Origin of the sequence: Nitrospira sp., assembly GCA_029194675.1 — a bacterium.
Lineage (GTDB): Bacteria > Nitrospirota > Nitrospiria > Nitrospirales > Nitrospiraceae > Nitrospira_D.
This window is the reverse complement of sequence record JARFXP010000005.1, coordinates 1-19271: the sequence shown is the minus strand read 5'-3', so window position 1 is coordinate 19271 and position 19271 is coordinate 1. Positions and strand designations below refer to the sequence as shown.

Here is a 19271-nt window from a genome sequence, read left to right as displayed (position 1 = left end):
TCGCGTTTCAGTTGTTCGTTCGTGGTGAGTTCTTCGGCACGCGCAGGGCGAACAGGGTAGGAACGAAATGGTAGGGGCGCTGCGCTAGAATCTTGCCCGCATCCTGTATCCTTTTCTTCAGTTCTGAATCGGATCCGATACCATCAGCAACCTCGTGCCATGTAATATCCGGGCATTTTCGGTCGGCTTGCATTTTGCTTCACTGCTGAGACAAGGTTCGTCATGCCAATTGTGGATAACAATGCATTGGAAAAACCGCTGGCTTCTACATCGAGAACCGGCCTGATTGCCCGGTGGCAGAGCATCCCGCTCTATGCGCGCATCGGGATGGCTTTGGTACTCGGTGTCATGGTGGGGTTGATGCTGGGAAGCGAAGCGGCTGTGTTGGCGCTGCCGGGGAAGCTCGTGTTGCGCCTCCTCGGCGCGCTTGCGCCACCGCTGATTCTGGCGGCGATTGTGCACACGTTCATGACGACGCACCTCGGTGGGCCGCTTGCGATGCGGCTGCCTCGATTGTTGTTGCTGAATACCTTAGTCGCGATCCTCGTCGGCCTGACCATTGCCAATGTGATTCAACCGGGACAAGGGGCGGGACTCACGCCGACGGCTCCGCACGAGGAAGCGACGAAGGCGGCCAATCCTCTTGTCACCTTTCTTGAGAATGTGCCCAAGAGCCTGCTCGGACCGCTTGCTGACGACGGCAAGGTTATCGGAGTCATCTTTATCGCCGTGGCGTTTGGGATGGCCTTACGCAAGGAACGTGAACGGCCTCTTGGAACGGTAGGACAGCTCGTCAAACTCTTCCTGGAATCGCTGATCACGATTTTGCACTGGATCATCGCGCTTGTGCCGTTTGCCGTCTTCGGCATTGTCGCGAGCATCGTGGGAACGGAAGGGTTCGCTCCATTCAAGGCGCTTGGGATTTTTGTACTGAGCGTGCTGCTCGCGCTCGCGATCCAAGCAGCCTATTACCTCATCCGCATCCGCTTCGGTTCCTGGGTGCGCCCCGGTGAACTCTTGCGTGGAGGACGCGACGCATTGGTGATGGCCTTTTCGACGGCCAGCTCGACGGCGACGATGCCGGTGACGTATGCGGTGCTCAAGGAGCGTGTGGGATTGCGCGAGCAGTCCGCCGGTATGGGAGCGCTGGTCGGCGCCAATTTCAACAACGACGGTACTGCGCTATACGAGGCGATGGCGGCTTTGTTCATTGCCCAAATGATCGGGATGGATATGACCGTTCAGCAGCAAGTGATGGTGGTGCTCACGAGCATCATTGCGTCCGTCGGCGCCGCCGGCATCCCTGAAGCTGGGCTGGTGACGATGACCATGGTCTTTACTGCCGTGGGTCTGCCTGTGCAATACATCCCTGTCTTACTCACCGTGGATTGGTTCCTCGATCGCTGCCGTACCGCGATTAACGTCATGGGTGACATGAACGTGAGTTGTCTTTTGGATGGAAAACAAAAAGGTTGAACCAGGCACTCACTCGACGACGCTGAATTCATAACGCGAGCTCGTCAACGCGGCCAATAGATCCGACGCGTGATCGCGCCCACGGGTTTCCATCGTGATGTCGATCGTGGCTTCGTTCAGGCTCACCCCGTAGTGGGCGCGGTTGTACGACGTCTCCACGATGTTGGCCTGGGCCTTGGCGATCACCGATGCCAGTCCTTCCAATGCGCCGGGATAGTCCTGGAGACGCACTCGCAGGCGCAGCCGTCTCCCGTCCCGCACCATGCCCTGCTCGATGATTCGCGCCAGCAGCGTGACATCAAGGTTGCCTCCGGACACCAACACCGCGATGTTTTTCCCGCGATGGCCCGTTTTCGCTTGCAGAACGGCGGCAAGCGCAACGGCACCGGCCCCCTCCGCCACCGTTTTCTCACCCTCCAGCAACATCAGAATCGCCTCCGCAACCTCGTCTTCCTCGACCGTGACGAGCCGATCGACATATTTGTGGGCCAGCGGCAGCGTGCGTACACCCGCTTTTCGAACGGCGATCCCGTCGGCCAATGTGGACTTGGCCTGAAGATCGACGGGTTGCTGTTGTTGCAGAGCCGTTTGCATCGACGGCAAGCGACCCGTTTGAACGCCGATCACTTCCACCGCAGCCTGTCGCTCCTTGACCGCACAGCCGATCCCGCCGATCAAACCGCCGCCTCCTACCGGCACAATGATCACATCCAGCGCGGGGTTCTGTTTCAGGAGTTCCAACCCGATGGTTCCTTGTCCGGCGATGACGGCGTCGTCGTCGAAGGGATGAATAAACACGGCCTTCCTCTGCACGCTCCGTTCAATGGCGGCTTCGCAGGCCTCGTCGTAATTGTCCCCGTGCAACACGATATCCGCGCCGTAGGCACGGGTCGCCGTCAGCTTGATGAGCGGCGTCGAACGCGGCATCCAGATTTGCACCGGGATGCCCCGCTGGGTCGCGTGATAGGCCACGCCCTGCCCATGGTTCCCTGCCGATGCCGCGATGACTCCCCGTTGCCGTTCGTCGTCCGTCATCGTCAGGATGCGGTTCAGCGCGCCGCGTTCCTTGAACGATCCGGTCATCTGCAGATTTTCAAGTTTCAGAAAAATCGCGTTTTCGCTCAGCCGGGACAGTGTTTTGGAGTGTACCAACGGCGATTCATAGATGGACGGACCGATGCGAGTTGCGGCTGCTTCGATCGATTCAAGATTGACCATGCTCCGTGCTCCCTCCTCGTGATTCCTCCGGCCCCTAGACAATAAAAAACCCCTGGTGGAACCGAATCCGCCAGGGGCCGTTGCTCGCGTACGTTTCCGGTCGCAGGCGGGCTTAGGCGGAGCCGACGATCATCATCGCCGCCGCCATGCTAATCCCAATGCCCTGCCGACCGATCGTCATGGTTGATTGGATACCGAGTTTGTTTCTCTCATGTTCAGCTTATACCATCAGGCCGTAGGCAGATCAAGAATTGATGAAAGCGGCAGGGAACAGGAACTGGCTGTGGTGTCTTGAGGAAGCCCAGCGATTTGTGAGCTTCTGCGGGTGCCTCTTCGTGCGATCACCATGATGTTCAATCCTCGCCCGCTCTCCGAGCCGTGCTATCGTGCACCGGTCTTTTGGTTATGTTGTTGTGTGAGGGCGGCCCGCAGCTTTTCTTCTTGGTCTTTATTGAGCGAGGTTTTGAGAATCGTTCCCTCGTACTGTGAAATTCTGGATAACACCTTGCCTTCGTCAATACTGCGAATCAACAGGAAAATCGCGGAGGTGCCGCGCTTGATCGTGCTACCCAAATCTCTGATGAAATTATCAGGGATCCCGTAGTCGCTTAATAGTCCATACTCATTGGCAGCATTGGTTATAGCACCGGCTCCCGCACCGCCGGCAAGGCTCCCCAGAAGACCGGCCAGAGGATTCATGAAAAGCAGTCCCATGAGCCCTCCCCATAACATGCCCAGCGCCACGCCATGGGTGGTGGCGCCTCCAAACACATCGACGCATTGCTTCAGATGCACCTTGCCGTCCTGATCGCGGACGACGATCACTGCATCCTCCAGGTCGAGCACGTAGTCGCTTTCCAGAGCCCGCAGTTCATTCAGCACCCGGTCGGCCGTGCTGGAATCCTTAAATGCAATACAGACAAGTTCACTCATGATCCCTCTCCTTTGATTCTACGTGAGCAGCCGATCTCCACTTTAGATGAGGCAGATGGTCAGCCTTATGACGCATGCACTAGATAACAGTGTGATTGGGCTCAGAGCAAGATGGGGTTTGTCACGGTGCTCCGAACCCTGTAGCGGCAAAGCCTATCCTCGCCCCTTGTTTTTCCACGCTCTGTTCCCTTACTCTCGTCGCGCACTGTCGGTGGAGCTCCTTATGTTGCAAGCTGTTTCATTACGTTGCAGTCGCGGTGAACGACGATTGTTCTCCGATCTCAACGTAAAGGTTGAGAGGGGATCGCTGCTGGCGGTGTTAGGTGAAAACGGCAGTGGGAAAACCAGTTTGCTCCGTATTTTCTCCAGTTTGTTGCCCCCTGAACAAGGATCGGTCTTGTGGGAGGGGCAAGATATCCAACAACTCAAGGAACTCTATTCGGAGCAGCTGACCTACATCGGGCATCTTAATGGGATTAAGGACGACCTCACGCCGCTCGAAAATGTCACGAGCTCCATGTCGCTCGCCGGAGAACTCTGTTCCAACGATGGGGCGAAGGAGGCGTTGGAGGCGATCGGGCTCAAGCGGCCCATCCATCATTTGCCGTCAAAGGTGTTGTCGCAAGGGCAAAAGCGCCGTGTCGCCTTGGCGCGACTATGGCTCTCCACACGTCCCTTATGGCTCCTGGATGAACCGTTCACGTCGCTCGACAGGGCTGCGACCACGGTCGTAACACAACGACTGCATGCCCATCTGCAGCGTGGAGGGCTGGCGGTCGTCGTGACACATCAGGAAGTCGCCCTTCCCTCGGAAACTGTGCACCGTCTGAAGCTGACTGAATGAGCGGCTCCAGTATGTGGGAGGCTATAGGTGGAATTGTCCGTCGCGACCTGTTGCTGGCGATGCGGCGCCGTTCTGACGCTGCGATGTCGGTCTTCTTTCTCGTGATCGTCGTCAGTCTCTTCCCCTTAGGTGTCGGACCGGAGCCAGCGGTGCTGCGGACCATCGGTCCCGGCGTGTTGTGGGTGGCAGCCTTGTTGGCCTGTCTGTTGTCTCTCGGGCGTGTGTTTACTGCGGATTATCTGGACGGTGTCCTCGAACAGATGGTCCTGATTCCTCAACCACTTGCGGTATTGGTGGTCGGGAAGGTCCTCGCCCATTGGTTGATCTCCGGGTTGCCGGTGGTGCTGCTCTCACCTCTGCTCGGGCTCCAATTCGGGTTAAGCGGAGAATCACTGGGAGTATTGGTGATGTCGCTCTTGCTTGGGACGCCCACGTTGAGTATGATTGGTGCGATCGGCGCCGCATTGGTGCTTGGCGTACGGGGGAGTGGTCTACTGGTTGCCCTCCTGGTGCTTCCACTCTACGTTCCAATATTGATCTTTGGGGCCGGCGCCGTCACCAGCAGCCTGGCTGGAATCGGCGGTGAAGCAAATCTGTCGCTCCTCGGGGCCTGTCTGGTGCTGTCTCTTTTTCTGGCGCCCTGGGCCACTGCGGCGGCGTTACGGATTGCATTGGAGTAACACCGTTTCATGAGCACGGGCATCAACTGGCTCAAGTATTCGTCTCCCCAAGCCTTTTATCCCCTGGCGGGACGCCTTATTCCATGGTTCGCGTGCGTGGCGGTCGTCCTGATGGGGGTTGGGCTTTATATGGGATTTTTCGTCGCACCGACCGACTTTCAGCAGGGCGAGGCGTACCGGATTATCTTTGTCCATGTTCCGGCGGCCTGGATGTCGATGTTCCTCTATGTCGTCATGGCTGTGTGGGCCGGCATCGGGATGGGACTCAACGCGCGCCTTTCCTTCATGATGGCTCAAGCGATCGCTCCCACCGGGGCGATGTTTACGTTCTTGGCATTGTTGACTGGGGCCATGTGGGGGAAGCCCACCTGGGGAGCCTGGTGGGTCTGGGATGCCAGGCTGACATCGGAGCTCATCTTATTGTTCCAGTACGCCGGGGTCATGCTTCTGCGGACATCGATTGATGACTTGCGCCGGGCGGACCGGGCGAGCGCCGTCTTCGCCCTCGTTGGGGTGGTCAACGTCCCGATCATCTACTTTTCCGTGCAGTGGTGGAATACCTTGCATCAAGGGGCGTCGGTCAGTATGGCGACAGGATCAAAAATGGCATCAACCATGCTCACTGCCATGTTGCTGATGACGTTGGCCTTCTGGCTGTACAGCATCGCTGTCATCCTTGCTCGGGTACGCTGTGTCATGGTTGAACGGGAATCCCTGCCGGTGTGGAATGAGAAACCGGCGGTTATTCAGGAAACGGTGGAGGCTCGCTGATGGAGTGGGGGAGCACCTCTGAATTCTTCGCGATGGGAGGGTACGGGCTCTATGTGTGGACCTCGTTTGTGGCTACGGCGCTGTGCATGGTGTGGGAAGTGTTGGCCTTGTGGCGTCGACGCGGCGCGGCGCGCGCCGAACAGCGCGCATCGTTGTTAGGAGGCACCGATGAAACCACGACATAAACGCTTTGCCTTTATCGGCCTGGGGTTGCTCGTCTTTGGTGTGGCCACCGTCCTGATTTTGAACGCCTTTCAGAGTAATCTTGTGTTTTTCTTCACGCCCAGTCAAGTGGCGAGCGGTGAGGTGCCGCAAGGACGCAGTTTCCGCATCGGCGGCATGGTTGAAGACGGGAGCCTCGTCCGTGAGAACGATGGGTTGACGGTCCGGTTTATCGTCACCGATACCGCGAAGCGCGTGCCGGTGACATACAAAGGGATTCTGCCGGATCTGTTTAAGGAAGGGAAGGGTGCCGTGGCGCAGGGGAAACTCAACGCCGACGGTACGTTTGTCGCGAGTGAAGTCTTGGCAAAGCACGATGAAAATTACATGCCGCCTGAAGCGGCTGAGGCGTTAGCCAAGGCCAAGGCGTCCGGGGCCCAACAAAGTAAATCACTCGTTGTCCCTCAAGGTGGGCAAGGTAGGGAAGACTCGCTATGATTCCTGAGATCGGTCATTTTGCATTGATCCTTGCACTGTGCGTTGCCGTGGTGCAGGGTATCCTCCCCATCTACGGTGCTGCGGTCGGGAACTCGGGGTTGATGGCCGTAGCCAAGCCGGCGGCGCGAGGGCAGTTTCTCTTGGTTTTAACTGCGTTTTGTTGCCTTGGCTATGCCTTTGCGGAAAAAGATTTCTCCGTGCTGTATGTCGCGGCTACGTCGAATTCCCAGCTGCCGCTGCACTATCGCCTGGCTGCAATTTGGGGCGCTCACGAAGGATCGCTCCTTCTCTGGACATTCATCCTGACCATTTGGATGTTTGCGGTCACTCTCTTCTCCGCTCATCTCCCCGACGCCACACGTTCTCGCATTCTCGGCGTGATGGGTCTTGTCAGCATCGGATTTCTGCTGTTCATGCTGACGGTGTCGAACCCGTTCGAACGGCTGATTCCTGCCGCGCTCGACGGGCGCGACCTCAATCCGCTCTTGCAGGACCCCGGCATGGTGATCCATCCACCGATGCTGTATATGGGCTATGTCGGGTTTTCGGTCGCGTTCGCCTTCGCGATCGCCGCATTGTTGGGGGGGAATCTTGACGCCGCTTGGGCCCGCTGGTCTCGCCCCTGGACCACTGTCGCCTGGTGCTTTTTGACAGTGGGCATTGCGATGGGAAGCGGCTGGGCCTATTACGAGTTGGGATGGGGCGGGTGGTGGTTCTGGGACCCGGTTGAGAATGCCTCATTCATGCCGTGGTTAGCCGGGACAGCGTTGGTGCATTCATTGGCCGTGACCGACAAACGGGGCGGGTTCAAGGTGTGGACGGTCTTGCTTGCCATCATGGCGTTTTCGTTGAGCCTCCTTGGGACATTTCTTGTCCGCTCCGGCGTATTGACGTCGGTGCATGCCTTTGCGACCGATCCTAAACGCGGTCTCTTCATCCTGGCCTTCTTGGCCATCGTCATCGGAGGGTCGCTCGCCTTGTATGCCTGGCGGGCACCGCGAGTGGGATTAGGCGGCGGCTTTGCGATGATCTCACGCGAAGGGATGTTGCTGGCGAACAACGTGTTATTGATTGCCGCGATGGGCTCAGTGTTGCTGGGCACGTTGTATCCCTTATTCTTGGACGCGCTGGATCTTGGAAAAATTTCTGTCGGGCCTCCGTATTTTGATTCAGTCTTCGTTCCGTTAATGGCCCCGGCAATCTTTTTGATGGGCATCGGTCCATTGGCGCAATGGAAAAAGGCGAGTTTGCCTGATTTGGCCAAGCGGTTGAAGTGGGCGTTCGGAGTCAGTGTTGTAACAGCCCTGGCGTTGCCGGTTGTCATGGGGAATTGGACGCCTCTGTTGAGTCTTGGCCTCCTCTTGGCGATCTGGATCGTCACGACCGCGGTCGTGACATTGCGTGAACGGTTGGCCCACGCGAGCGGGAACAGTTTCATCGAACGTCTGGCTGCCGTACCGCGATCCTACTGGGGAATGCTCGTGGCGCACTGCGGCATTGCGGTGTTTATTGTCGGAGTGACGATGGTGAAGGGTTTCGAATCCGAGAAAGATGTACGGATGAACGTGGGCGAGACGGCGACGATCGGCGACTATACGTTCCGATTCGACGGTGCGCAGGATGTCGTTGGGCCGAACTATATGGCAGCTCGCGGAACCTTCCATGTGAGTCGCGATGGTCGCGAAACGACGGTCCTGTATCCGGAGAAACGACGGTATTCCGTTCAGAATCAGGTCATGACGGAAGCAGCGATCGATCCCGGGTTGTTACGCGATCTCTATGTATCTTTGGGGGAGCCGCTTGATGATGGAGCCTGGAGTGTGCGGCTCTATCATAAGCCGTTTGTGGATTGGATTTGGGGTGGATGTTTCATCATGGCGCTGGGCGGCGTACTGGCCATCAGCGATCGCCGGTATCGAATTGCCTGGCGTCGGCAAGAGCCGGCCGTGCCTGCTTCAACAGGAACAGCTAGGCGAAAGGTGGCATGAATCGGTTTCTCCTGCCCCTGTCGATTTTTATCGTGGTGGTCGTTTTTCTCGGGGTTGGACTCAAGCTCAACCCTCGGGAAATTCCGTCCCCCTTGGTTGGGAAGGCCGCACCTGATTTTTCCCAGCCGCAGCTCTACGATGCAGCAACAGCGTTTTCGCCGGCGGATCTCAAGGGGAAAGTGTGGTTGCTCAATTTTTGGGCGTCCTGGTGCAGCGGCTGCAAAACTGAGCATCCGGTGTTGATGGAGTTGGCCAAATCCGGTGAGGTGCCGATCTTTGGGATGGATTACAAGGATCAACGTGACGAAGCCATGGCTTGGTTGAAACGCTGGGGCAATCCCTATCCCGTGGTCGGGGTGGATGATGCCGGTCGGGTCGGCATCAATTATGGGGTCTATGGAGTTCCCGAAACCTATGTCATCGACAAGCAGGGTGTGATCCGTTATAAACAGATCGGGCCTTTAGATCCCGACACGGTCACCAAGAAGATTCTTCCCCTCGTGAAGCAGCTTGAATCACAATGAAATGGGTGATGCTCATAGTGCTGCTCCTGTCCGGACAAGTGTGGGCAGGGGAAGCCAGGCCGTTGGCCGATGATCCTGTCGCCGAGGCGCGCCTCAAGCACCTCGCCGTCGAGCTACGATGTCTGGTCTGCCAGAATCAAACGTTGGCCGATTCCAACGCTCCGCTGGCGGAGGACTTGCGCCGAGAAGTTCGGGAAATGATCGCCAAGGATATGAGCGACAAGGAGATCATTGAATTTCTCGTGGCGCGCTACGGCGACTTTGTGCTGTATCGTCCGCCCCTCAAGGCGACGACCACGCTGCTGTGGGTTGGCCCGTTCGTCCTCTTAACGGTCGGAGCCGCGGCGCTGGTCATCACGTTGCGGCGTCGGGCGCGCAAAGTCGTCGAGGTGCCGGTGACGGATGAAGAGCATCGGCGGGTCGAACAGCTATTGGCGGAAGGAGGCAAACGATCATGACTGTGGCATTTTGGGCGATTGCATCGGCCATGACTGTCGCCATCCTTGGACTCTTGCTGAGGCCGTTGTTGAAACATCCCACACAGGCGGCAAACGAGCGGGGAAAAACGCTGCCGGTCTATCGACAGCAATTCTCTGAGCTGGAACAAGATCGTGCCGGCGGTTTGTTGACCGATGAACAGTACCAGACGGCGCGAAGCGAGCTGGAGCGTCGTGTGTTGGAGGAAACGGGTTCGGCAGAAGCATCTATCGCTCCTGCTGGAGCGCCCGTGAATCTTCGGGTCGTTGCCCTCTCTTTGGCCATGATCATTCCGGCGGCCAGTGGGGTGCTCTACTGGACATTGGGAAATCCTGCCGCAATGACACACCCATCCGTGTCTGCGGCATCCGCTCAAGGTGGCTCAGGGGATGATTCACAGATGGCGGACAGCCTGAACACCTTGATCGAGCAGTTGAGGAAGAAGCTGGAGGAGAATCCCAACGATGCAGTCGGATGGGGGCTTTTGGCGCGATCTTATATGGCCATGGAGCGGTATGCCGACGCGGTGCCGATTTTCGAGAAGGCCACCAAGCTCAACCCAAACAATGCGAGCCTCCTTGCCGACTATGCGGATGCTCTCGGTGTGCATCAGGGGCGCAAGCTGGATGGAAAGCCGGAAATGCTGATTCAAAAAGCCTTGAAGCTCGACCCGCACAACGTGAAGGCGCTGATGTTGTCAGGGACGATCGCGTACAACCGAAAAGATTTTGCGCGTGCCGCCAAGGAATGGGAAGATGCCCATGCCTATCTCCCTCCCGATGATCAGGAATCATCCGACCAGCTGAAGGCCAGCATTGCCGAGGCCAAACGGCGCCTCGGTGGTGGTCCCAGTGCGAACATGTTGGTTGCGAATCCCCCGATGGAACAGACCAAACCTGTCAAGCCGGCGACTCAATCCGGACAGTCGCGGGCGATAACGGGCAAAGTGGTGTTAGGGCCGAATATGGCAAGCAAAGCTTCTCTTCCGGATACCCTATTTGTGTTTGCGAAAGACGTCGCCGGCCCTCCGATGCCGGTGTCAATCGTGCGCGCGTCGAAGAAAGATTTACCCTTCACCTTCCGGCTGGATGACTCGACCAGTCCCATGCCATCAAGAAAGCTCTCCGACATCGACACGGTCGTCATCGTGGCGCGTCTATCGAAATCCGGAAAAGCGATGGCTGAAAGCGGTGATCTGGAGGGGATGAGTCAGCCGATGAAGCCGGGAACCGAAAATATCACCGTTGTCATCGATCGGGAACGACCGTAGATGCCACGTAGTCATTTCTATCTATTCTTTGGAAGCATTGTGCAAGACTCCATCGGTCCTGATCCCTTGAAATTCTCTTGACAGTCAAGAGAGGCTAAGCTATATTTCGCCGCCATTATTTTTTAAGAACTTGCGCAAATGAACGATTCTAAAAAATGAACAATTCTAAAAACGGAAGTCTATCGGGCGAATTTTTTTGCGGGCGAATCTTTTTTTGAAGGGCAGTGCGTACTGCCCATCAAACGAAAGGAGTAGAGCTGTGATGGTTAAGAACATGGTGAAGTATGCCCTGGTGGTCTGTGGCGTGTTCGTCGCCGCACAGGCTCAGGCGAATTTCCCCACCGTTCCGAAGGAAACCTACGAGGCGCTGAAGATCGATCGATCTGCCTCGCCTAAGGAACTGTATGAGGCCTTACTCAAGCGGTACATGGATCCTGCTCAAAATGGGCAAGGGAAGGGGAAGTACGGTGAGTATTGGCAGCCCATCTCGTTCAGTAAGTATTTTGATCCCCACACCTTCTACAAACCACCGCAGGCGGTGAAAGAGGTTGCGAGCCGTGAGCAATGCGTGAAGTGCCACACCGATGAATCGCCGGGGTGGGTGGCGGCGTGGAAGAAGAGCACCCACGCGAACTTGGATAAGATCCGCAAGCTGACCCCAAAGGACGAAACTTACTACAAGAAGGCCAAGCTCGAAGCCATCGAAGATAATCTTCGTTCAATTGGCAAGTTGAGCAAGGGGGAGCATCTGAAGGAAGTCGGTTGCATTGACTGTCACTTTGACATCAATGCCAAGAATAAGGCTGATCACCGGAAGGATATCAGGTTGGCCACTGCCGATACCTGTGGAACCTGCCACTTGCAAGAGTTTGCAGAGAGAGAATCGGAACGAGATACGATCACCTGGCCAAAAGACCAGTGGCCAAAGGGTCGCCCGTCACATGCCTTGGACTACAGGGCCAACGTGGAAGTCGAAGTGTATGCGGGTATGCCGCAGCGTGAAATCGCCGACGGTTGCACGGGCTGTCATGTCAATCAGAACAAGTGTGATACCTGCCACGCTCGGCACGAATTCTCAGTGGCTGAATCACGTAAGCCTGAGGTCTGTGCTCAATGCCACAGCGGTGCCGACCATAATAACTGGGAAGCCTACAATCTTTCCAAGCATGGTCTAAAGTATCAGCGGGATAAGGCTCATTGGAACTTCAATATTCCAATTAAAGAAGCCATGGCCAAAGGGGCCGAAACGGCACCAACGTGTCAGTACTGTCATATGGAGTATCAAGGTAAAATCGCCCACAATGTCGTGCGTAAGGTTCGTTGGGCGAACTATCCATTCGTACCTGGGATCCGTGAAAACATCAAAACGGACTGGGCTGAAAAGCGAAACGATGCGTGGGTGAAGACTTGCACCAATTGCCACTCGGAAACCTATGCCAGGGCCTGGATGGAATTTATGGATAACGGAACCTTCTCAGGCTTGGATAAGTATGATGAAGCGCATCATGTTGTGGAAGAGCAGTATAAGGCTGGGCTATTGACCGGGCAGAAGACAAACCGGCCGGCGCCTCCGGCTCCTGAGACGGATGGCTTTGAAAAATTCTTCCAGATTTATTGGTCGAAGGGTAACAACCCAGCTGCCAATGAGTTGAGACTGTTCGAAATGGCGGAAGACCACTTGGTTCAATTGCACGTCAGCTTGGCCCACCAATACTGGGGCTACACCTATACGGTAGGCTGGGCGGCTATGAACCGTGCGTATGTTGAGATCATGGACGATGACACACGGTTAAAAGAGAAGCTTGATCTCCAAGCTCGGGTTGCAAAGCTCGAGGGCCAGACGAAGCAAAGTATGCTGGACCTCGATAGCGAAACCGGTAAGATTTCCCTCGGTGGTATTGGAGGAGGGATGATGCTTGCCGGGACGATTGCAATCGCAGGATGGCGGAGGCGTGAGAGGAAGGATCGTTGATCTCTGCTCCGTCCCTGAACGCGCCTGTGTCGAACCGGTCCGTGTCTAAAATCCTCCCGTCACTAGGTATCCTCCTGGTGACGGGAGGTCTTTTTCTGAGTGGGTGGTTTGTCTATCTTTGGCTCAAGCCCCTACCGGCTCCGTATGCCTACCAACTTGTCGATGAGGGTGTGGCGACCAAGTTCAATAACCTTCCCTTGCAGGCTTGGCCGGATCTGAAGATCAGCAAATACGAGCTTCGTGTTCCCTCCATTGATAAGCCCATCGCTATAGCCTATCGTGCGAGTAGAGATGGGGAACAGCCCGTTCTCCTAAACTGGGAAAATCTGGTTTCCGAACCCATCGGTGTCATGACCTCTGACCTCTCAGAACTTGCCGCGATTGCCGGAGATGTTACTAAACATGTACCGAACGAGGCCGTTGTTCTCGCATGGTGGGATACCTCTCGCCAGTTGGGCTTGCTGTCTGGACGTGAGACCTTTTTCACGTCGCATCTTGGAGAACCAGTGATTACACCCACCTACTGGAAACAACGGTCGGATTCTATTCGAGCATACGAGAATCAGTTTTGGGGTAATTCGGGCTCAGTGGATGAGCAACGAAGGTTTCAACTTTTTGCCGATGCGCTTTCAGCAGAGGCGACAAAGGGGGTTGCTATGCTTCGTGATCTCGTAGGTTCACGCGAAGCATACATCGTCGTGCATCCTGCGGACCTCTATAAGCTTGGTCTCATGCGTCCGGATAAGCTTGATATGGCTTTTAAAGATTTTCCGTTGACTGGGAACGTGCATGGGCTTGTCGGCCAGGTTAAGGCATGGATGAAAGAGAATGGGTATGATACATACACGCTCCAGTCAGTCTCGGAAAAGCTTGTGCGGGCATATTTTCTTAAGCAGAGTACCAAGGAGAAAACTTTGTTGTCTCAGATGCTGCCACTGATGAATTCAACGCCGATAGACTTTGAGGCGTTACAACTTGTTCACAAGCAGGGCGGATACTGGATCTATAAGATTCCTTCGGCCTAAGCCCATTCAGACGATGAAGAGCAAGAATTTGATGGTGGCAGTATGATATTGGTCATGATAAACTGCCGACGCTTTATAGAACCGACGAGGCGTGGGGACGTTAGAGAGCCTCACGTAAGTAGCAAGAATAATCACTGATCTTATTCATATATTCATCGGAAAGGAGATGCCGTGAATCACCGCATAGTATACGCATTCGCCGCTGTAACGGTATTTCTGGCCGTGGCAGGGACCGCTTGGGCGGAAGGGACATTTGAAGGGAGAAAAAAGTGCTACAACTGCCATAAAGGAGAGGGTGAATCATGGGAAAAGACTCTCCATGGTAAGGCAATGGAATCGCTCAAGTCCACCAGAGGCAAGAAGAAGGACGAGGCGATGGTCAAGGCCAAGCTGGACCCCAAGAAGGACTATACAAAAGACAAGGATTGCGTTGGTTGCCACGTCGATGGTTTCGGTAAAGAAGGTGGTTATGTCATAGAAGAACCTGACAAATTCTTAACCGGTGTTGGTTGCGAATCCTGCCACGGAGCTGGGAGCGACTATCGGAAGATCCACCGTAAGGCAGGTGAAGCGTTTGAAAAATCTCAGAAGACCATGGAGCGAGCCCAACTTGTGGAAGCTGGCCAAGACTTCGAGTTCGAAGAAAAGTGCAATGCCTGTCATCTCAATTACGAAGGATCTCCGTGGAAAGGTGCGAAAAAACCTTATACCCCGTTTACTCCTAAAGTAGACAAGAAATACGCATTTGACTTCGAAAAGTATGTGAGGAACGACAAGGCGATGCATGAGCATTTCAAGCTTGCCGGCACATTTACAGGTCCGCCCATGCCGAAGTTCCACGAAGAGTTCCAGAAGAACGCTAAACCTCCGGTGAAATCCGATAAGGCGGAAGACTAACAATGGCAAAGATAGGGACACTAGCTGCCGGCGCAGTTCTAGGGATAGGAGCGATCGCTGTGGTTTTTGGCGGTGAAGCAGCGGTTTCCAGGACCGAGTTCTGCATAAGTTGCCACTCGGAAATCTACCCCTATGAGGAGCTGAAGAAGTCTTCACACTGGGGTGCACTTGGTATGGACCCCGGATGTAAGGATTGCCATGTGCCTCAGGGATTATCGAACTTCCATAAGGCGATCTATACACACGTCGTAGATGGGGTGCCATTTCTGATCAAGGAATTCACCACCGACTACTCAACTGTTGAAAAATTCAATGAGCACCGCCCAGAAGCCGCCTACCGGGCTCGGATGAAGCTTAAAGAATGGGATAGTCTCACGTGCAGAGCCTGTCACAAGAATACGAAGCCGCCGGGAGCTTCGGCCAAAGCGGCACATGCCAAGATGCAAAGCGAAGGGGCGACGTGCATCGATTGCCACCAGAATCTCGTGCATAAGAAGGTTCCGGAGCACGATCTGAACGCGAGCCTTGCTCAGGGTCGTCCGGTAATAAAGGAAGTCAAGAAAAAGAAAGAGGATGACGAAGACGAGAAAGACTAGTAGTTAGCATGATCACTCCGGCACAGTGACGCATCAGGACCGTATTCATTCAAAGTGATACGGTCCTGATGCTCAACGAAAGGAAACGAGGCAACCGTTTAATCGAATACCTTCCTGGGCCCCTCCAGCCGTGAAGCAATGTTCTCGGGTATTCCGCTGAGTGCACGCCGTTTGAGTTTTTCCCGCCATCTTGATGAGAGGTAAGCGCAGTCAGCGAGCTCCTGAGCAGCCTTCCGGTCATCTATCCGATGATGCATCACCTCGTTTGCGGTAGATACTGTCCAGTTTGGATGATGGCGTTCAAGAAGGACGAGTCTATTTCCAGCTTGGACATGACCTTCTCTGAGGACACGGAAATACCAACCGGTTCGACCAGTTTCTTGGACACGAAGAGCCAGATCGTTTACACGCCAGCGGCGAGCGAGTTTCCAACATGGTTGTCTTGGTTGGGACACTTGAACTAGTGACTCTCCAACCGCAAATACATCCCCGATACAAAGATTACTTTCTACCAGACCCTGAGTTGTAAAGTTCTCCCCGAAGGCCCCAAATGGAAGCTCTAGCAAGGGTAAGGCTTGTGCCCAATAGGGATAGTGCTCGATAGGGTAGACATTGACGGCTTTATCTAGGCCACCGTGGTTTTCAAGGTCTGCTTGCCCATCACCTTCGAGATTGGTCTGCCCCAACCAAATTAATCCGGACGTCGGCTCCTTAAAAAATCCGGTCGTCCAAGCCTGATCCATTGGGTCAGGGGACTCGTTGTTCCCAACCGTTTGTGGTAAACCGATTTGCAGAGAAATGACAGTTGCGCTTACGGTGTTTTCCAAGACCAGCTCCTCGGTTCAATGTAACTTCTCAATAATCGTATCAAATGCCCCTTCATTCCCCTAGGTGGTCGGTGCGAGAGGCAATGTCGGCGCAAGTTCGGTACGAAAGCCTCGCCCTCACACGGCTCTCCAAGCGACCATTGCGGCCGAGCCGGCCGGAAACCTTTGGAAATTCCCTCGCGCAGTCGACCACCTTCCGTATTCCATTCCAGGGTCAAGCTCGTGGTGCTGCTCGCAAGGTGAGCGGCTGCTCCCAGATTCCACCAACCCGTAGGTGACCTGTCTGTCCTGAGCTTGCCGATGAGAGTGAGTCGTGGGCTCACGAACGAGCTTTTCTGATGCAACACCGGGAAACAGTCGGTAGGGAAGACTTCAGAAAGCCGGGTTCTTCAGGAACCGCCTGTTCTGTTCAAGATCCTGCCGGACCTGTCCAAGCACCAGTCACAAAGACGCTTCATGCCATGTAGCGTCGGCCTTGCCCCTCCGATGGCCACCGCGTCAACCAAACAGTACCATGCCCCAACTCCACTGGGTGGATTTCCCTGAGGCCATCCGAGCAGAGGATCTATGGCCGCCCATTTCCAAGCGCCGACGGCAGTTCCGATCAATTCGAGCCATGTTGTAATAAAAAAGGCAGCAAGGTAAACCATCGGCGACCGGCCGATCATCAGCCAAACTAAAAATATGGAGAATAACAACGCACCAACCCAGTCACCACGATCCGGGTACCCGCTGACTCCCCATAGAGACCAGGTGCCCCATACTCCCACCACGAAGATGGCTATCTTTCTGGGGTGTCGTACAAACAGGCCGGATCGCGCTAAAGCCACCGCAGTCAGGTAAACCATCCCGTGGCCAGGCGGGACGTAGGCAGGCACATTTTCAAACCGGTAAGTGTATCCTCCCATATAGATGGAGGCAAAATGTTCTCCGACTGTGGCAAACAGGACGGCAATTATGACCTGCACTCTGGTCTCTCGGTTTTCGCCAAGCAACAAAGTCGCGAGAAAAATCCACGCCAGCGCTCCTAATGCCTGTTGCCGTTCGACGCTTGCGCTGATCTCGAACAGGAAACTGACGCCAACGCTGAAGAATGTCACTGCGGCGATCGCGTAATCGCGCGTTCGATGCGTATCGAGAGGACTGACTTTGGGGAAATGCCGGAGAGCAATCCGCTCGATGGTATTGAACCAAGGTCCAGAATGGGGAGTACTTGTAGGGGCGTCCATGCGTCAAACGGAGCTTCTGAAACGAAGCGCTGTGTCGTGTATTTCTTAGAATAGTGAGTTTTGTTGGACCATGTCGTGTAATAACGCAGGCATCATACAGGACCGTCAGCGAACGGGCAAGTTCTGGTGAAACGGCGAGCCTATTCTTCAGAAATTGCCTTAGATCAAGAGTGGTCGATTCGAACCAGGAGTCGGATTGAGGATGTATGTGAATGTCTAAGATAGCACGGGGAAGAGAAGCATAGGCAAATGGTATGCGTGAGGCGAATCGGTGGAAAGAAGAAACAGAAACGCCGACCTGCCTAACCATCTTTCGATGTGGCGGGTCGGCGTCTTGTCAGATGCGCGTTGCTCTAGGTTCCCAGTCTGGTAAAGACAGGGAGAACAGGAGCCCAGATCGGATTGATGAGCCGCTCACCAGAATCGGTCCAGGACATCAGCAATCCTGCGAAGCGCTGATCCGGGTCGTGGAGGATATCCACTAACCGTTGCACCTCCCACAGGACGTCCTTCGACTCGACCTTGACGTCCACGGTTTGGCCAGGTTGGATTGCAGCTTCGTGGTCCATCGTCAAACCTGCCGCTGCAATCAGCTCGGCCGGGTAGTTCGGATCAAGCTTAGCGGCACCGAACTTGTTGGTGAACCGGATACCGGCCGTCGTGAATTCGCCGATAGTCACCGGTTGCGTACCGTTATTCGTCGCATGAAGAACCATACGTAGTGCGCGACCTGGGACATCGTACTCTGCATGGGTCACGTCAACCGTCAGTGGGTTAGGCTTGATTGGTAGCGGCTTGATCTTTGCTTCACCTGCCTGGAGCGGCACGCTGACCGGGTGTCGTGCATCGGCCGCCAGATAACCGACGGTCACGACGACCAACACGAAGATCAGCACCACGGTTCCAACCTTGCGATCGATGGGGTCAAGTAGAATCTCATCCCCATAGGCTGCCAGTACCCGAGCCCGGACCAAATACATCGGCCGAATCATAAAGAAGCCGACCCAGAAGATCGCCACGGCTGCCCAGAACAGGTGCCACATGATTCCAGTGGACGTACCCATGGTTTCCGAGTCGAACGTTTCACCGGTCAGTGTCTTGATCGGATTCGTGAAATCTTCATACCGACCCGTGATGTCCATCCAACCGCCAGGTCCTGCGATCGGACCAGCGTCCTTGACGGCAAACATTGGATGGATGTGATGATGGCCGGGGAGTCGAGCCTTCAAGACGACCACATACTCGTAATCCCGGCCAATTTCCATTGGACCAGCGACGAACATGGGCGTTCCGTTTATTTTGGAGCTAAGACGTAGGAACACTGAACTGGGGGAACCGACGTTGAGGAATGTCCGGTTCGGCTTGACGACTGCACGAGGCCAATCCTCAGATAAATGGAATTTACCCCTCAACTCAGTCACACTATTGACCGGGGTCGACTTCCCAACCCATTCAGTGTCATACCAATTCACAGTACGCATCCGCAGGAACGGCTCCTGCGATCGCTCTCCATGAGCAAATGCAGGAGTGATATCGAGAGCCGGCGTGAACGCCAGCGTCGCCGCCCCGCAGAGACCCATTACCCAGAGTTTAAAGACGTGTTTGGCGTTCATGCTTTCCCCCCGATTTTTGCCTTATCGCCGTGAGCCAACGTGGTGTATGCAAATACGTCGTACACCTTCGTGGTCCGTTGTCTGTCATCCGTGAGGTAGAAGTACGAGGTACAGAAGAACTTCCCGAACTGCCACCAGAGAATGTACATCAAGGACGAGGCGAACGCGGCGAAGAAGGAGGAGATCATCGTGCTGTGCCCGCCGAAGGTCCGCAGCGAGCCCACCTCGATCATCCGAATATACTCCGGCGTCCCGGTCCGGACATACGCGA

General features: G+C 55.3%; 20 protein-coding genes. 14 read left to right on the top strand and 6 right to left on the bottom strand.

All coding sequences use genetic code 11. The features are described from left to right. The first annotated feature begins 222 nt into the window (after positions 1–222). Entirely contained in the window at positions 223–1476 is a 1254-nt protein-coding gene (locus P0120_20895; GenBank protein MDF0676768.1) for a dicarboxylate/amino acid:cation symporter, read from the top strand. Between the two features lie 9 nt (positions 1477–1485). Here the strand turns inward: P0120_20895 and ilvA are convergent, their stop codons facing one another. Together ilvA and P0120_20885 are read right to left on the bottom strand one after the other, a co-directional pair. Then, entirely contained in the window at positions 1486–2694 is a 1209-nt protein-coding gene (ilvA, locus tag P0120_20890; protein MDF0676767.1) for a threonine ammonia-lyase, read from the bottom strand. A 381-nt stretch (positions 2695–3075) separates the two neighbouring features. Further along, positions 3076–3627: a DUF1269 domain-containing protein gene (locus P0120_20885; protein ID MDF0676766.1), complete on the bottom strand. Its 552-nt coding sequence runs from the start codon at positions 3625–3627 to the stop codon at positions 3076–3078. Between the two features lie 223 nt (positions 3628–3850). On the opposite strand from P0120_20885, the gene ccmA reads away from it, so the two are divergent. The 13 genes from ccmA (at position 3851) to P0120_20820 (ending at position 15331) form a co-directional block, all read left to right on the top strand. After that, positions 3851–4471, top strand: a complete 621-nt coding sequence (gene ccmA / locus P0120_20880) for a cytochrome c biogenesis heme-transporting ATPase CcmA (GenBank protein MDF0676765.1) — start codon at positions 3851–3853, stop codon at positions 4469–4471. Between the two features lie 11 nt (positions 4472–4482). Beyond that, the gene (gene ccmB, locus P0120_20875; protein ID MDF0676764.1) at positions 4483–5151 is read left to right on the top strand and encodes a heme exporter protein CcmB; all 669 of its coding nucleotides are present in this window, start codon (positions 4483–4485) and stop codon (positions 5149–5151) included. 9 nt (positions 5152–5160) lie between these two features. Then, a complete protein-coding gene (ccmC, locus tag P0120_20870) occupies positions 5161–5922 on the top strand; it encodes a heme ABC transporter permease CcmC (protein ID MDF0676763.1) in 762 nt (253 codons plus the stop codon). Continuing rightward, positions 5922–6107 (top strand): heme exporter protein CcmD, encoded by a 186-nt coding sequence (gene ccmD / locus P0120_20865; protein ID MDF0676762.1) that lies wholly within the window; start codon positions 5922–5924, stop codon positions 6105–6107. Before ccmC ends, ccmD begins: the two co-directional genes overlap by 1 nt. Next, positions 6091–6582, top strand: coding sequence for a cytochrome c maturation protein CcmE (gene ccmE, locus P0120_20860; protein MDF0676761.1), 492 nt, complete (start codon positions 6091–6093; stop codon positions 6580–6582). Before ccmD ends, ccmE begins: the two co-directional genes overlap by 17 nt. Continuing rightward, positions 6579–8570 (top strand): heme lyase CcmF/NrfE family subunit, encoded by a 1992-nt coding sequence (locus P0120_20855; GenBank protein ID MDF0676760.1) that lies wholly within the window; start codon positions 6579–6581, stop codon positions 8568–8570. Before ccmE ends, P0120_20855 begins: the two co-directional genes overlap by 4 nt. Next, a complete protein-coding gene (locus P0120_20850) occupies positions 8567–9094 on the top strand; it encodes a DsbE family thiol:disulfide interchange protein (protein MDF0676759.1) in 528 nt (175 codons plus the stop codon). Before P0120_20855 ends, P0120_20850 begins: the two co-directional genes overlap by 4 nt. Positions 9095–9102: 8 nt before the next feature. Next, complete coding sequence (locus P0120_20845; GenBank protein ID MDF0676758.1) at positions 9103–9552, top strand: cytochrome c-type biogenesis protein CcmH; 450 nt, start codon at positions 9103–9105, stop codon at positions 9550–9552. Next, complete coding sequence (ccmI, locus tag P0120_20840) at positions 9549–10841, top strand: c-type cytochrome biogenesis protein CcmI (protein MDF0676757.1); 1293 nt, start codon at positions 9549–9551, stop codon at positions 10839–10841. The genes P0120_20845 and ccmI overlap by 4 nt, the downstream gene beginning before the upstream one ends. 262 nt (positions 10842–11103) lie before the next feature. Then, positions 11104–12813: a multiheme c-type cytochrome gene (locus tag P0120_20835; protein MDF0676756.1), complete on the top strand. Its 1710-nt coding sequence runs from the start codon at positions 11104–11106 to the stop codon at positions 12811–12813. Positions 12814–12854: 41 nt separating this feature from the next. Then, the gene (haoB, locus tag P0120_20830; protein MDF0676755.1) at positions 12855–13838 is read left to right on the top strand and encodes a hydroxylamine oxidation protein HaoB; all 984 of its coding nucleotides are present in this window, start codon (positions 12855–12857) and stop codon (positions 13836–13838) included. A gap of 222 nt (positions 13839–14060) precedes the next feature. Continuing rightward, on the top strand, positions 14061–14735 hold the full coding sequence (locus tag P0120_20825) for a cytochrome c family protein (protein MDF0676754.1): 675 nt from the start codon (positions 14061–14063) through the stop codon (positions 14733–14735). A 2-nt stretch (positions 14736–14737) separates the two neighbouring features. After that, on the top strand, positions 14738–15331 hold the full coding sequence (locus tag P0120_20820) for a NapC/NirT family cytochrome c (protein ID MDF0676753.1): 594 nt from the start codon (positions 14738–14740) through the stop codon (positions 15329–15331). Positions 15332–15429: 98 nt separating this feature from the next. Here the strand turns inward: P0120_20820 and P0120_20815 are convergent, their stop codons facing one another. The 4 genes from P0120_20815 to P0120_20800 form a co-directional block, all read right to left on the bottom strand. Continuing rightward, positions 15430–16158 (bottom strand): MOSC domain-containing protein, encoded by a 729-nt coding sequence (locus P0120_20815; GenBank protein ID MDF0676752.1) that lies wholly within the window; start codon positions 16156–16158, stop codon positions 15430–15432. A 389-nt stretch (positions 16159–16547) separates the two neighbouring features. Continuing rightward, positions 16548–17387, bottom strand: coding sequence for a hypothetical protein (locus tag P0120_20810; GenBank protein MDF0676751.1), 840 nt, complete (start codon positions 17385–17387; stop codon positions 16548–16550). A 353-nt stretch (positions 17388–17740) separates the two neighbouring features. After that, positions 17741–19000, bottom strand: a complete 1260-nt coding sequence (locus tag P0120_20805; protein MDF0676750.1) for a methane monooxygenase/ammonia monooxygenase subunit B — start codon at positions 18998–19000, stop codon at positions 17741–17743. Further along, positions 18997–19271, bottom strand: a 275-nt coding sequence (locus tag P0120_20800; protein ID MDF0676749.1) for a methane monooxygenase/ammonia monooxygenase subunit A, incomplete at its 5' end; no start/stop codon positions are given. The genes P0120_20800 and P0120_20805, both read right to left, overlap by 4 nt.